Raw genomic sequence first — 14,297 nt, 5'->3', positions numbered from 1 at the left:
CTTATCAAAATTTAAAGGAAACAATGGATACGATAATAAAACTGAGTTCTTTAGGTGATATTATACATTCTTTGGTTGTTTTGCCAAAACTTGAAAAAAAAATAGATTTTGTGGTGGATGAATCATTTAAAGATATTTTACAAAACAATCCTTATATTAATAACATTGTGCCTGTAAATTTAAGAGCCGCTAAAAAAGATAAAAAGCAGCTTTGGAAAATTTACAAAGAGCTAAGACAAAAAACATATCAAAATGTATACGATCTGCAGGGGCTTATAAAAAGTGCTCTGGTTGCGAGAATAATAGGAAACGAAGTAATAGGGTACGCAAATCCGAGGGAAAAAATAGCTTCAATTTTTTATGATAAGAAAATAAAATCAAAAAAGAAATTTGCCGTTCAGAGATATTTGGAGCTTTTTGAAATGGAAGATGACGGTTATTTGATTAATCACCCGAAACTACTGTTTTATAAAGACAGGGAATTTGAATATTTAAGCCGTGATAAAAAAAACATAGTTTTTATAATAGGTGCGAGCTGGGAGTGTAAAAAAACACCTCTTCACGTCTGGACTGAGCTTGCCGAATATTTTAAAAACGAAAATATAATTATTCCCTATGTAGGCGAAAATGAAAAAAAAGAGGCGTTTTTTATAGCCGATAAGGCCAAAAATGTCATACCCGTAAGTCTAAATCTGAATGATTTAAAGGCTTTGATAGACAAAAGCGATTTGTTAATCGGAAACGATACGGGCCCTAGTTTTATAGCTTGGGCAAATAACATTAACAATATTATTTTATACGGATGTACTTATAACAATAAAATTTTGGAAAACAGGTATTCTAAAAGTGTAGAAATTCAAAACAAAGAAATAAACAAGAGGTTAAACGTGATGGATAAAATGGATGTAAAAAATATAATAAAGAGAACAGATGAATTTTGATAATATGTTTTATTACGGATATCTGTTTTTAGAAAAATTACTAAAAATATGTCCTGATTTTATGAAAAAATATTTAAAAAAATTATTGACATTTCTGTTTTATAAATTTGATTCAAAAAGAAAAAAGATAGTGTTTGTTAATCTTGATTTAGCTTACGGAGATACTCTTTCTAAAAAAGAAAAAGAAAAAATAGCAAAAAAAGTTTATGAAAACTTCGTAAGCAATCTGTTTGAATTTATCGAACTTTCAAAAATGAGTAAAGAAGATTTGGCCAAAAAAGTTGAATTTGAGAATCTTGAAATAGTGAAAAATGAGCTTCGAAAAGGGCCTGTGATTTTTACAGGGGCACATTTTGGAAACTGGGAAATTTCATTACTTGCGATAGGCGCTTTTATTACACCTGTAAGTGCAGTTGTTCGTGAAATTGATAATTCAAAATTAAACGCAAGAATTAAAAAAATTCGTGAAAAATTCAATGTAAAAATATACGGTAAAAAAGGCGCTCTTAAAAATTTAATGAGAGATTTGAAGAACGGAAGAAGCATAGGAATTTTAGTTGATCAGAATACATCTAAAGAAGAAGGGATTGATACCAAATTTTTCGGTAAAAAGGTTCTTCAGACACCAAGTGCGGCGCTTCTTAGTAAAAAACTGAAAGTTCCTGTTGTTATGGGCTTTGCAGAAAAAAAAGACGATAAATGGGTTATAAGTTTTAAAGACGTGTTTGTTTGTGATGATATTCAAAGCTGTGTTGACAGGCAGTCTAAAACAATTGAGGAAGAAGTTAAAAAATATCCGGAATTATGGTACTGGTTTCACAGAAGGTTTAAACATTATTACGAGGACAGATATGAATAAGCTGAGTGTCGTAATAATTACGAAAAACAGTGCAAAATTTATAGAGGGCGCGGTTAAATCCGCTTTGTTTGCCGATGAGGTTTTGATACTTGACAGCGGAAGCAGTGACAATACATGTGAAACGGCTAAAGCTATGGGTGCGAGAGTTGAATTTCAGGAATGGCTCGGATTTGGAAAACAGAAACAAAAGGCTGTCGATTTGGCAAAAAACGACTGGGTTTTTGTGCTTGATTCGGATGAGAGAATAACCGCTGAACTTCAAAATGAAATAAAAGCCATATTGGAAAACCCGGAATTTAACGCATATTATGTTCCGAGAATAAATGTTTTTTGGGGCAGGGAAATAAAGCGTTTAGGGCTTTATCCTGATTATTCCGTAAGACTTTTCGATAAAAAAAAGGCAAAATTTAACGAAAAAGAAGTCCATGAAAGTGTTGAATGTGAATGTGAAATCGGGTATTTGAAAAGTCCCATGAAACATTTGGCGTATGAAAGTATTGAAGAATTTATCGATAAGCAGAACAGATATTCAACTCTTGGGGCGAAACCGAATAAATTAAAAGCTTTTATTTCTCCTTTATGGACGTTTTTTAAGCTGTATTTTATAAAGCTCGGATTTTTGGAAGGCTGGGATGGATTTGTAATCGCAAGGCTTTATTCACAGTATACTTTTTGGAAATACGTCAAGGGGAAAAAATGAAAATTTTGGTTATAAAATTCAGAAATATAGGAGATGTTCTTTTAACTACTCCTTTAATTAAAAATCTGAAGATGAATTTCCCCGAGGCGCAGATAGATGTTGCGGTAAATAAAGGCACGGAAGCCATGCTTAAAGGGAATCCGAATATAAACAGAATTTATTCATATAATAGAAGCTATTATAAATCTCTTCCGAAATTAAAACGTTTTATTGAAGAATATAAATTTTTAAAAAGTTTTAAAAATTATGATATGGTGATCAATACAACTGAAGGAGACAGGGGCGCTTTTATAGCAAAATTCAGTGATGCAAAGATAAAGATCGGTTATAAAGTCAATAAAAATATTATGTTGAAAAAAGCATTTAATTTTATAATGCCAAAGCCGCTGCTTATGAGACATATTATTGAGAATAATTTGGATGCTTTAAGGATTATAAATAAAGATATATATGAAAAAAAAGTCGAAATTTTTTGGAGTAATGAGGATATTGAAAAAGTAAAAAAGTTAATACCGGATAATTTTATTCATATCCATCCCGTTTCGCGTTGGCTATTTAAATGTATAGATGATAAAATTATGGCAAATATTATTGATTTTTTATATGAAAAAGGCCAAAAAGTTGTAATAACGGCCAGTCCTGATAAAAAAGAAATAGAAAAAGTTAATAAAATTTTATCTTATTGTAAAAATAAGCCGATAAATTTAAGCGGAAAACTCAGTTTAAATCAGGTGGCATATCTTTCAAGCAGGGCTAAATTGTTTATAGGAGTAGATACGGCTGTTATGCATATGGCGGCGGCTGTAGATACTCCCGTTGTGGCGTTTTTCGGTCCAAGCGGGGCGTTTAACTGGGGACCATGGGATAATGAGCTGTTTGAGAGCGGATATACGAAAAAAAGCGGAATTCAAACAATGGGAAAACATACGGTTATACAGCATGACTGGGATTGCATCCCATGCGGAAAAGACGGTTGCAACGGAAGTAAAGTGAGTGAATGTTTAATGCAGTTTGATATGGAAAAAATTTTTAATATTATTGAGGAGAAACTGTGAGGGTTTTACATACGGAATGGTCTGACGGATGGGGAGGACAGGAAATCAGGATAATTTCTGAAATGGAAGGTGTAAGAGAACAGGGAGTTGATGTAAGACTTGCCTGCAGGGAAGAAAGTAGGATAAAAGATGAAGCTTTAAAAAGAGGTTTTAAGGTTTATACGTTGCTGTTTAGAGGTAATTTGGATTTTAAAACGCTTTTTGAGTTAATGAAAATCATAAAAAGAGATAAAATAGATATAATTAATACTCATTCCGGAAAAGATACGTGGGTTGGTGGAGTTGCCGCAAAGCTTAGCGGAGCAAAGTTTATAAGAACAAGGCATCTAAGCAACAGAATAAACCCTTCAAGGACCAATTTTATTAACGAACTTGCGGATTTTATTATTACAACGGGTGAGAGTGTTAGGGAAGATATGATTAAATATAACAGAATAAACCCTGAAAAGATAATGTCAATTCCGACCGGAATAGATGATGAAATATTTGATCCTCAAAAGTATGATACAAATGAGTGCAGAAAAATTTTCGGTTTGGATAATAATAAATTTTATATCGGAATAGTGGCAGTTTTGCGTTCATTTAAAAGACACGACTTTTTTTTGGATATTGCCAATTATTTTAAAGATAATGAAAATATTGAATTTGTAATAGCCGGTGAGGGACCTAAAAGAGAAGAAATAGAAAAGAAAATAAAAGATTTAAACTTAAAAAACGTAAAACTTTTAGGACATATTACAAAAGTGCCCGAATTTTTAAAAGCTATAGATTTGCAGCTGTTAACATCCGATTCGAAAGAAGGTGTTCCGCAGAGTGTAATACAGGGGCTTATGATGGAAAAAGATATTATTGCTACGAATGTAGGTAGTGTAATGGATCTGTATAAAGATAATAATTTTTTGGTTTTAGAAAGTTTGGATTTAGATAACTGGATTGATTCAGTAAATAAAATATATGAAAAAGAGCTTGTTTTTAATAAAGACAGGAATTATATAGTTGATAATTTTTCAAAAAAAGCAATGGTGAATAAAGTACTTGGTGTGTATGAAAAGGTTCTTAAATGAAAATTTTATTGATAAGAAATGATAATTTGGGTGATTTGATATGTACTACGCCTTCGATTGAGGCATTAAGGAAAAAATATCCTGATGCTCAAATTGATATAGTGGTAAATAGTTATAATTTTTTGGGAATCAGAAACAATCCTTTTGTAGATAATATATACATTTATACCAAACCTAAACATGTGAAAGGAATAGGAGAAAAGTTAAAGGCATTGTTTGGTAAAATAAAGATATTTAACGGTATCAGAAAAGAAAAATATGATGTAAGTGTTGTTTTTAGAAGTGAATATTCGCCGTCTGCGGAGCAATTTAGTAATATCAGCAAAGCTAAAATGAGAATAGGGGTAAAAGATAAAAAAGGAAGAGATAAATTTACGATTCATATAAAACCGGATAATAACAAACATGAAATAGAGTTTTGTTACGATTTTTTAAAACCTTTAGAAGTTGAATATAATAATGAAAAACCTTACTTTTATGTTGAAAATGAATATATTAAAAAATATAAACATTTAAAAAGCGCAATTCATTTTCATATTTCTTCAAGACTTAATGAAAATCAGTACTCCAAAGAAAAGTTTAAAAAAATTATAGATAACCTAAAATATGAAAAAATAATAATTACTGCGGAACCTAAAGATTTTGATGATGCTGAGTGGTTGGAGAAAAACACCAAGGCTTCTTTTATAAAAACCAAATCATTACTGGATTTAGCTGGGATTATTTCAAATGATAAACTGTTTGTAACACTTGATGGAGGAGCTTTACATATAGCCCCGGCTCTTGGAATTAAAACAATAGCTATAAGCGGAAAGACAAATATGAATAAATGGTATCCGTGGGGATATAAAAATTTAGTAATTCAAGATGAAAGTAAAATAGCCGAAAATATTGAACCAGAAATAATTATTAAAAAAGTAGAGGAAAATATATGAGAATATTTAAGTATATTATTCCTTATTTTTTACCTAAAAATCAAATTATAAAAACAAATTTGGTTCCTATGGAAGAAATCGATAAAATAGTCTGTTTCAGTAATACCGCAATTGGAGATACTCTTTTTAATACACCTGTGTTTAGAAGCTTGAAAAAACATTTTCCAGATAAAAAACTGATTGCGGTTATGAATCCTAATAATTATAAACTGTTTGAAAACAATCCTTATATTGATGATATTATTTTATATTCAGGGAAAACAAAACATTTTTTTAAAGCATTGAAAGAATTAAAAGAAATTAATCCTAAACTTATTTTAGCATTACATTCAAATGATCCTCAGGCTACTCCTCTTGCGGTTTTAAGCGGGGCAAAATATATAATAAAACTTCCAAATGATAAAAATCAGTTTACGAAATGGCATAGTAACAGTATAGTTTCTAAAAATCATAATGAGCATTTTATAAAAACAAGACTTAAATTTTTAAAATGGCTCGGAATTGAAGAAACTGATTGTCGAATGGACTTGTTTTTAAAGGATGAATGGATTGAAGAAGTTGAAAAAACTTTGCCCAAAAATAAAAAGTTAATAGGATTTCAAATAGGGGCTTCTACAATTAGCAGAAGATGGTTTAATGAAAGATGGGTAGAACTTGGCAAAAAGCTTTTAAGTAAATACCCGGATATTAATATCGTTTTAACCGGTGCTCCGAACGAAAAAGAGTTAACCGATGAAGTGGAAAGAGGAATTAACGATAAAAGAGTTTTAAATTTAGCCGGTAAATTTTCTTTAGGGGGAGCTGCGGCATTGATAGATAAACTTGATTTATTGGTTACGCCGGATACGGGCCCGCTTCATATGGCTATAGCTTTAAAGACTCCGACTTTAGGATTGTTTGTTGCGGGTGAGCCTCAACAAACAAATGCCTGTTATGATTTGGAAATTCATCCGTTTATTCAAAAGCCTAAAACATGCACACCATGCATTGATAAAAAGTGTAAATATCCCGAGTGTATGAAACAGATTACTGTTGATGAGGTGTTGAAAAATGTTACAAGGCAGATAAATGAAGTTTAAAGATTTTATATGGATAATGAAGCAAAAAAGAAACAGTAAAATATCATTGAAAATTTTTTTAAAAGGTAGTGAAAATATCACTATAGGGGCTCAATGTAAATTGTACAGATATTGTGAACTGGATGCTTCAAACAGAGGAAGGATTATTCTTGGAGATAAAGTAACTTTAAATCCATATGTTTTTTTACAGGCTAATGTAAACGGTTATATTGAAATAGGAAATAATACTGAATTAAATAATTTTACAATTGTAAACTCGGGCGGTAAAATCGTAATAGGTCAAAATGTTTTAATAGGACCGAAAGTAAATATTATTGCGTATAATCATTCATTTGAAAGTATTGATGTTCCTATTAAAAAACAAAAGTCAAAAACAGCCCCAATAATTATTGAAGACGACGTCTGGATAGGAGCAAATGTTACAATTCTTCCGGGAGTAAAAATAGGTAAAGGAGCCATAATAGGTGCCAACAGTCTTGTTAATAAAGATATAGAACCTTTTAGTATTAATGCGGGAGTGCCTTGTAAAAAGATAAAGGAAAGAAAATGAAGAAAATTGTTTTATTAAACGACAGTTTAATCGGCGGTGGTGCTGAGAGGATTACCTTGAATTTAGCAAGAGGCTTTTTAAAAAAAGGATGCGAAGTTCATATAGTTTTAGTGAAAAACATCATAGAACATGAAGTTGATCAACATATAAAAATACATACGTTGACCGATGACGGAGTTATATATAAAAATAAATTTTTAAATAAATTGGCTTTGGCTAAAAAACTTAAAAGTACTATTCAAAATATTGAAAAAGATGGAAAAAAAGTTGATATGTATATCTCTAATGCAGAGGATATGGATTTACTTGGTAGAAAATTGAAACTTCCAAATTTTTATATAAGATACAGAAACTCTATGTATGAGTATTATGTAAGTAAATTCAAAAATAAAAAAGGCTTGAAAAAACTTTATCATAAATTCAGATTTAAAAGGAAATTTAAAAAAGTTTATGATAATGCTAATATCATTACAGTAGCTAAAGCTTTAGAAGATGATTTGATAAATAAAATGGGAATAAAACCAAAATTTATAAAAACAATATATAATCCGTTTGATTTTGAATATATAAGAAAAAAAGCCGAAGAAGACAATCCAAATATTCCTAAAGTGCCATATATTATTTATGCGGCTAAATTTGAGAATAGAAAAAATCAAAAATTATTGGTAAAGGCATATAAAAAAGCAAATGTTGAGATTCCATTAGTATTAATAGGTAATACATATACGAAATCTGATAAAGAGTATTTAAATGAACTTAAAAAACTGATTAAAGAGCTGTCGCTGGAAGATAAAATTATATTTCCTGGATTTCAGAAAAATCCTTATCCTTGGATAAAAAATGCAAAATTATTTGCAATGTCTTCAAATAGTGAAGGTTTACCTTTGGTTCTGGTCGAATCACTGATTTTAGATACTCCTGTGGTTAGTACGGATTGTCCTACAGGACCGAGTGAAGTACTTGTCGGTGATTTAAAAGAGTTTCTTTCTCCGGTAGGTGATGAAGATAAACTCGCTAAAAATATAAAAAAAGCATTAAACAGATATCCTGAGATAAATGATAAAATTTTGGAAAGATTTAAGTTAGACTATTCTATACAAGAATATCTTAATTTGTTATGAAGGATAGATAGAATATGAGTATAATTAAATATAAAAATTATTTAGATATTTTATTTTTATTTATATTTTTAATAACGTTACCAATTTCTCATGTTGCAGCAATTCAAAATATATCATTTGGTTTATTTATATTAAGCTTTATCTTCATATATAAACCAAAAATTAAGATAAAAATATTATGGTATTATAAAAATCTATTGATATCTTTTTTCATATTAACACTTTTAGCTTTTTTATCTTTATTTAATACTCCAAATATTATAGAAACATTAAAGGAAATTAAAGGCGAAATATTTTTTAATTTAATAATTATGTTAACAGCTTTTTATTATTTCTTATATATTGAAAGAGAAAAAATTAAAATAGTTTTTTTTATGATATTAATAATATTAATTATACATACTTTAATTAATATATTTATATGGTATCACCATGGTTTTTGGCCTTACCGTGCCGGAGGTCTTCTTGATTCGGGAGGAGGAGAAAGATTTGGAATTTGGGTTACATATATGCTAGCAATGAGTTTTACATTTTTATATAACAAAAAAATATTTGTTATTCTCTTTTTATTATCTGTTATTTCAATAATTGCAAATCAGACGAGAGCAACATTTATAGCTTCAATATTAATATTATTTAGTGCAATGTTATTAAAAAGGATATTTAATTTTAAACTGATTTTATTAATGTTTTTATTTTTAATAGGGATATATCTTTTAATATCTAAAGATTTATCAAATAAAAGATATAATATTTATCAATATATTGATAATATACATAAAGTTTTTATATTGCCTCCCCATAATTTTAGACAAATAAAAATTGAAAGTTCATCATTACAAAGATTAAGTATGTGGAAATCAGCGTTAATTTATAGAGTCGAGCAACCTTTTATTCCTATAGAGTATGGTAGATTTTTATATGGAGATAGTATAAAAGAAGTATTTAAAAACGAACCAAAAAACTTACCTATTAGAGTTTATTCTCAAGTTCATAACGAGTTTTTAGGTATTTTATTTGGATTAGGTATATTTGGATTAATAGCTTTTTTATATATTATTTTTTATAATTTATATATTGCCAAAAATTTATATAAAAGAACACATGATATATTATATAAACAATATGCGCTATTTGTATATTTAGGGACGTTGGGATTTATTGTTTCCATGATGTTTGGCAGTTTTTTTGGAGACAGTGAATCTAAGTTTTTTTATTTTTTATACGGTTTGTTGCTGGCACTGAATATTAAGGAAAAAAATGAAAATCACTCTTCTTAGGTTAAAGTCTTCTAAATTTGGGGGAGCCGAAGTTTATTTAAGCAGGCTTTCGGACGAGCTTAAAAAGAGAAATTTTGAATTTGAAGTAATACATTGCAATGCTCCTAAATTTTTATCAAGCTGGCTTAAAATCATCTGGTATAATATTGAAGTATGTTTGTTTAAAGATAATAAATTTTATTTTTCCTTGGAACGGATAATATGTCCTGATATTTACCGTGCGGGTGATGGAGTTCATAAAACATTTTTAAAAATTGAAAATAAATCAAAATTAAATCCTTTACACTTTGTTTATCTTTTTATTGAAAAAAGAATGTTTAATAAAGCAAAGAAAATTATTGCTATTTCTAATATGGTTAAACGTAATATTATTGAAGAATATAAAGTTCCATCTGAAAAAATTGAAGTTATTTATAATGGAATACCTCTAAAAGAAAAAGTTTCTTTTGATGATATTAAAAAAGAATTTAATATTAATAATGAAAAAACTTTGCTTTATGTAGGAAGTGGATTTAAGAGAAAAGGCGTAAAAGAAGCATTGGAAATTATTTCTAAATTAGAAGGAGAATTTAAATTTTTTGTAGTGGGAAAAGAAAAAAATATTGAATGGTATAAAAGCTATGCAAAAGAACTTAATATAGAAAATAAAGTTATCTTTACAGGTCCAAGAGGTGATGTGGATAAATTTTATTCTATGGCAGATATTTTTATATTCCCTACAAAGTATGAGCCTTTCGGGAACGTGATTTTAGAAGCTTTGAATTTTGAGAATGTTGTTTTTACTACCGAAATGTGTGGAGGAGGAGAAATATTGCCTGAAGAGTGGATAATAGACGAAAATGTTGTAAATAAAATCCAGGAACTTTTGGATGATAAAGAAAAGCTTGAAAAGTTAAAGAAACAGGCAAAAGAAATTTCTAAAAATTACAGTATAGAAAAAAACGTAGATGAAACGATTAAGGTTATAAATGAAGTTATTAATTGAACCTCCAACCTGGCTGGGTGACGCTGTAATGGCAAGCGGGGCGATAAAAGCTCTTTTGGATGAGCTTAGACCTGAAAAAAGAATAGTTTTTGGAAGTTTTGTAGCGACTGAGCTTTTGAAAGAGTGGTTTGATGAGGTGATTGTAATTGATAAAAAGCATAAATTTAAACAATTTATGGATTTTCCAAAGGCTGATATATTTATCAGTTTCAGAACCAGTCTGTATTCTAAAATTTTGGGATTGAAGGTAAAAAAAAGTTTTTATTTTGACAAAAATCTTTCAGGGCATATGGTTGAAAAATATTCGAAATACGTAAATACTATAATCGGAAAAAACGAAGTTTATTCACCTGTTTTGCCTTTTGAGCCTAAATATTTTCAAAAACCGACACTGGGAATAAATCCCGGTGCTACATACGGAAGTGCAAAAAGATGGTATCCGGAAGAGTTTGCAAAAGTTGCAAATGCCTTGGGTGAGAAATATGACGTAATAATATTCGGAGGTCCCGGAGAAGAGGATATAGCAAAAGATATTGAAAAAAACCTCGAAATTTCAAACTATCGAAATCTATGCGGTAAATTGTCCATTAAAGAACTTTGTGAACATATAGGAGGGCTTGATCTATTTATAACAAACGACAGCGGTCCTATGCATATAGCAGCGGCTTATAATGTACCGATTGTTGCGGTTTTCGGGCCTACGAATTACAAAGAAACGTCTCCTTGGAGCAGTAATTACAAAATTGTCACAAAAGATTTAGAATGTGCTCCGTGTATGAAAAGGGAGTGTCCTTTAGGACATCATAAGTGTATGAAAGAGATAAAAGCCGAAGATGTGTTAAAAGCTGTAAAGGAGCTTGTGTGAAAGCGGCGTTTTTAGACAGAGACGGAGTTATAAATATCGATACGGGATATGTTGGAAGAATAAAAGATTTTAAGTTTAAAGACGGAATATTTGAGCTTTTAAAACTGCTTCAAAACCTTGGATTTAGCCTTTTTATAGTGACAAACCAAAGCGGAATAGCCAGGGGGTATTACAGTGAAGAGGATTTTTATAAATTAACTGAATGGATGAAAGAAGAATTTAAAAAAAAAGGCATTGAAATTAAAGATGTTCGGTTTTGCCCTCATCATCCTAATATTACGGGAGAGTGTGAATGTAGAAAACCTAAACCCGGGATGATTTTGGATCTGGCTAAAGAATATGGAATTGATCTTAAAAATTCGATTATGATAGGCGACAGCGACAGGGATATAGAAGCGGCAAAACGAGCCGGAATAGAAAAAACGTTCAAAGTTGAAGAGAGCTTATATGATATAATTAAAAAAATAAAAAAGGAGTTTTTGTGAAATACTCTAATATAGATTTTAATAATAAAACCGTTGTAATTACGGGCGGTGCCGGATTTATAGGAAGCAATCTCGCTTTTTATTTTCAGGAAAATTATCCGAATTGTAAAGTTATAGTATTTGATAAATTTAGAAGCGAAGAGACTTTTAGTAACGGAAACCTTAAGAGTTTCGGGCATTTTAAAAATCTGCTTGGATTTAACGGTATTATTATAAGCGGAGATATAAACAATAAAGACGACTTGGCAAGACTTGAAGAATATGATATTGACTATATTTTCCACGAAGCCGCTATTTCCGATACGACTGTTGCCGATCAGAAAATAATGATTGATACGAATGTAAATGCTTTTAAAGATCTATGTGATTTAGCTGTCAGAAAAAACGCTTCAATGATTTACGCATCATCCGCAGCAACGTACGGGAACAGTACTGTTTTTAAAGTAGGGCATGAAAAGCCGAACAATGTTTATGGGTTTAGTAAACTGATGATGGATAATCTTGCAAAAGAGTATTTCGACAAAATTAGAATAGTGGGACTCAGATATTTCAATGTATACGGACCAAGGGAATATTTCAAAAATAAAACCGCATCAATGGTACTTCAGTTCGGACTTCAACTGCTAAAGGGCGAAAGTGCCAAGCTTTTTGAGGGAAGCGATAATATACTGAGGGATTTTATTTATGTTGAAGATGTAATTCAGGCAAATATAAAAGCATGTGAAACTGATAAAAACGGCGTATATAACGTGGGAACCGGTAGAGCCAGAAGTTTTCAGGATATTGTAAATATTTTAAAAAGAGAGCTTGAAATTATAAGAGACGATACATATATTCCAAACCCTTACATAGGTCAGTATCAGTTTTTTACCGAGGCGGATATTGAAGATACGAAAAAATACCTTGGATATGAGCCGAGATTTTCTTTAGAAGAAGGAATAAAAGCATATTTACCTGAAATTATCAGGATATATGAAGAGGAAGTAAGATGATTGCCGTAATAGGTGATTTTATGATAGACCATTATCTGTGGGGCAGGAGTGATAGGATTTCACCGGAAGCTCCCGTGCCTGTGGTGGAAGTGATTAAAGAAGAAGACAGACTGGGCGGAGCCGGAAACGTTGTGAATAACCTTTTGGCACTCGGAAGCGATGTCCTGGTATCTACGGTTATAGGTAAAAATTCCGAGAGGCTTTTAGAGCTGTTAAAAGAAAAAAATATAGATACAAGCGGGATTTTTATTGATGAAAGCCGTGAGACTATTATAAAAAGCAGGGTAATTGCAAGCAATCATCAGGTAATAAGATACGACAAAGAAACAAAGACTCCTATATCTTCCGAATATGAAGAGAAAATATTGAAATATCTGGATGAAAATATAGAAAAAATAGATTTGATACTTCTCAGTGATTATGAAAAAGGTGTTTTGACGAAGTCTTTAACGCAGAAAATAATAAAACTTGCAAACAGAAACAATAAAAAATTGATAATAGACCCTAAAAAAGATTTCTCAAAATATATAAACGCATGGATGATTAAACCTAATAAAAAAGAATTATCAACAGCTGCCGGAATGGATATAAATACTGAAGAAGATCTGATTAAAGCCGGATGGAAAGTTAAAAAAGAGCTAAACCTTGATTTTCTTCTTGTAACACTCAGTGAAGAAGGAATGGCTCTTTTTGGAGAAGAATATATAAAAATCCCTACAATTGCAAAAGAAGTATATGATGTAACGGGTGCTGGTGATACTGTTTTGGCAAGTCTTGGGTATTATTTGAGTAAAAGTGAAGATTTGGTTGAGGCTATGAATTTTGCAAATGCCGCTGCCGCTGTGGTTGTGAGTAAAATAGGAAGCGCAACGGTAACCCTTGAAGAGATTGAAGAGACAGAAAGAAGAATAGACAACAGCGTGGATTATAAAATAGTGGATTTTGAAAAAATTGCCCATATTGCAAATGATTTGAGAGCTCAGAATAAAAAAATAGTGTTTACCAACGGATGTTTTGATATTCTACATTTAGGGCACGTTAAGTATCTTCAAAAAGCAAAGGCGCTTGGAGATAAACTGATAGTAGGCGTTAATTCAAACGATTCCGTTAGTAGATTAAAAGGGCCTGAAAGACCGGTAAATGACGAATACGACAGGGCTTATCTTTTAGCAAGTCTTGAAGTGGTTGATTTTGTAGTGGTTTTTGATGAAGATACTCCTTATGAGCTTATTAAAAGAATAAAACCGGATGTTTTGGTTAAAGGTAAAGACTACGAAGGAAAAGTTGTAGTCGGAAGCGATATAGCAAAAGAAGTAAAACTTATAGATTTTGTAGACGGGAAAAGTACAACGAATATAATTAAAAAAATGAGAATGGAGAATTGAG

The 14,297-nt window shown here is 30.6% G+C and carries 15 protein-coding genes; all 15 read left to right on the top strand.

Annotated features, from left to right (window positions below; all coding sequences use genetic code 11):
• The first annotated feature begins 23 nt into the window (after positions 1–23).
• The 15 genes from NAMH_RS08485 to rfaE1 are packed head-to-tail and all read left to right on the top strand — an operon-like array spanning position 24 to position 14,296.
• Positions 24–941, top strand: coding sequence for a glycosyltransferase family 9 protein (locus NAMH_RS08485; RefSeq protein WP_012663864.1), 918 nt, complete (start codon positions 24–26; stop codon positions 939–941).
• A complete protein-coding gene (locus tag NAMH_RS08480; protein WP_015901915.1) occupies positions 931–1,800 on the top strand; it encodes a lipid A biosynthesis lauroyl acyltransferase in 870 nt (289 codons plus the stop codon). The genes NAMH_RS08485 and NAMH_RS08480 overlap by 11 nt, the downstream gene beginning before the upstream one ends.
• Positions 1,793–2,500 carry a glycosyltransferase family 2 protein gene (locus tag NAMH_RS08475; protein ID WP_012663468.1) on the top strand — a complete coding sequence of 236 codons (708 nt, stop codon included), beginning with the start codon at positions 1,793–1,795 and terminating at the stop codon, positions 2,498–2,500. Before NAMH_RS08480 ends, NAMH_RS08475 begins: the two co-directional genes overlap by 8 nt.
• Entirely contained in the window at positions 2,497–3,555 is a 1,059-nt protein-coding gene (gene rfaQ, locus NAMH_RS08470; protein ID WP_012664024.1) for a putative lipopolysaccharide heptosyltransferase III, read from the top strand. Before NAMH_RS08475 ends, rfaQ begins: the two co-directional genes overlap by 4 nt.
• A complete protein-coding gene (locus NAMH_RS08465; protein ID WP_015902659.1) occupies positions 3,552–4,619 on the top strand; it encodes a glycosyltransferase family 4 protein in 1,068 nt (355 codons plus the stop codon). Before rfaQ ends, NAMH_RS08465 begins: the two co-directional genes overlap by 4 nt.
• Positions 4,616–5,554 carry a glycosyltransferase family 9 protein gene (locus tag NAMH_RS08460; protein ID WP_012663988.1) on the top strand — a complete coding sequence of 313 codons (939 nt, stop codon included), beginning with the start codon at positions 4,616–4,618 and terminating at the stop codon, positions 5,552–5,554. The genes NAMH_RS08465 and NAMH_RS08460 overlap by 4 nt, the downstream gene beginning before the upstream one ends.
• On the top strand, positions 5,551–6,633 hold the full coding sequence (locus NAMH_RS08455) for a glycosyltransferase family 9 protein (protein ID WP_012663668.1): 1,083 nt from the start codon (positions 5,551–5,553) through the stop codon (positions 6,631–6,633). Before NAMH_RS08460 ends, NAMH_RS08455 begins: the two co-directional genes overlap by 4 nt.
• The gene (locus tag NAMH_RS08450; RefSeq protein WP_015901920.1) at positions 6,623–7,183 is read left to right on the top strand and encodes an acyltransferase; all 561 of its coding nucleotides are present in this window, start codon (positions 6,623–6,625) and stop codon (positions 7,181–7,183) included. Before NAMH_RS08455 ends, NAMH_RS08450 begins: the two co-directional genes overlap by 11 nt.
• Positions 7,180–8,304 carry a glycosyltransferase gene (locus NAMH_RS08445; protein WP_015902454.1) on the top strand — a complete coding sequence of 375 codons (1,125 nt, stop codon included), beginning with the start codon at positions 7,180–7,182 and terminating at the stop codon, positions 8,302–8,304. Before NAMH_RS08450 ends, NAMH_RS08445 begins: the two co-directional genes overlap by 4 nt.
• Positions 8,305–8,318: 14 nt before the next feature.
• The gene (locus NAMH_RS08440; protein ID WP_015901799.1) at positions 8,319–9,584 is read left to right on the top strand and encodes an O-antigen ligase family protein; all 1,266 of its coding nucleotides are present in this window, start codon (positions 8,319–8,321) and stop codon (positions 9,582–9,584) included.
• Positions 9,565–10,569 carry a glycosyltransferase family 4 protein gene (locus NAMH_RS08435; RefSeq protein WP_015902124.1) on the top strand — a complete coding sequence of 335 codons (1,005 nt, stop codon included), beginning with the start codon at positions 9,565–9,567 and terminating at the stop codon, positions 10,567–10,569. The genes NAMH_RS08440 and NAMH_RS08435 overlap by 20 nt, the downstream gene beginning before the upstream one ends.
• A complete protein-coding gene (gene waaF / locus NAMH_RS08430; protein WP_012663535.1) occupies positions 10,553–11,434 on the top strand; it encodes a lipopolysaccharide heptosyltransferase II in 882 nt (293 codons plus the stop codon). The genes NAMH_RS08435 and waaF overlap by 17 nt, the downstream gene beginning before the upstream one ends.
• Positions 11,431–11,919: a D-glycero-beta-D-manno-heptose 1,7-bisphosphate 7-phosphatase gene (gene gmhB / locus NAMH_RS08425; protein ID WP_015902342.1), complete on the top strand. Its 489-nt coding sequence runs from the start codon at positions 11,431–11,433 to the stop codon at positions 11,917–11,919. Before waaF ends, gmhB begins: the two co-directional genes overlap by 4 nt.
• On the top strand, positions 11,916–12,911 hold the full coding sequence (rfaD, locus tag NAMH_RS08420) for an ADP-glyceromanno-heptose 6-epimerase (protein ID WP_012663720.1): 996 nt from the start codon (positions 11,916–11,918) through the stop codon (positions 12,909–12,911). The genes gmhB and rfaD overlap by 4 nt, the downstream gene beginning before the upstream one ends.
• Positions 12,908–14,296, top strand: a complete 1,389-nt coding sequence (gene rfaE1, locus NAMH_RS08415) for a D-glycero-beta-D-manno-heptose-7-phosphate kinase (RefSeq protein WP_012663911.1) — start codon at positions 12,908–12,910, stop codon at positions 14,294–14,296. The genes rfaD and rfaE1 overlap by 4 nt, the downstream gene beginning before the upstream one ends.
• Position 14,297 lies beyond the last annotated feature (1 nt).

Origin of the sequence: Nautilia profundicola AmH (assembly GCF_000021725.1) — a bacterium.
Lineage (GTDB): Bacteria > Campylobacterota > Campylobacteria > Campylobacterales > Nautiliaceae > Nautilia > Nautilia profundicola.
Note: the sequence above shows the minus strand (reverse complement) of the source record. Positions and strands in the feature narration are given on the sequence as shown.

Bases quoted from the DNA above. Each gene is read 5' to 3' on its own strand.
- NAMH_RS08450 (WP_015901920.1), top strand. From the start codon at position 6,623: ATGAAGTTTAAAGATTTTATATGGATAATGAAGCAAAAAAGAAACAGT.
- rfaQ (WP_012664024.1), top strand. From the start codon at position 2,497: ATGAAAATTTTGGTTATAAAATTCAGAAATATAGGAGATGTTCTTTTA.
- rfaE1 (WP_012663911.1), top strand. From the start codon at position 12,908: ATGATTGCCGTAATAGGTGATTTTATGATAGACCATTATCTGTGGGGC.
- waaF (WP_012663535.1), top strand. From the start codon at position 10,553: ATGAAGTTATTAATTGAACCTCCAACCTGGCTGGGTGACGCTGTAATG.
- NAMH_RS08435 (WP_015902124.1), top strand. From the start codon at position 9,565: ATGAAAATCACTCTTCTTAGGTTAAAGTCTTCTAAATTTGGGGGAGCC.
- NAMH_RS08485 (WP_012663864.1), top strand. From the start codon at position 24: ATGGATACGATAATAAAACTGAGTTCTTTAGGTGATATTATACATTCT.
- NAMH_RS08455 (WP_012663668.1), top strand. From the start codon at position 5,551: ATGAGAATATTTAAGTATATTATTCCTTATTTTTTACCTAAAAATCAA.
- NAMH_RS08480 (WP_015901915.1), top strand. From the start codon at position 931: ATGAATTTTGATAATATGTTTTATTACGGATATCTGTTTTTAGAAAAA.
- NAMH_RS08475 (WP_012663468.1), top strand. From the start codon at position 1,793: ATGAATAAGCTGAGTGTCGTAATAATTACGAAAAACAGTGCAAAATTT.
- NAMH_RS08445 (WP_015902454.1), top strand. From the start codon at position 7,180: ATGAAGAAAATTGTTTTATTAAACGACAGTTTAATCGGCGGTGGTGCT.
- NAMH_RS08460 (WP_012663988.1), top strand. From the start codon at position 4,616: ATGAAAATTTTATTGATAAGAAATGATAATTTGGGTGATTTGATATGT.
- NAMH_RS08440 (WP_015901799.1), top strand. From the start codon at position 8,319: ATGAGTATAATTAAATATAAAAATTATTTAGATATTTTATTTTTATTT.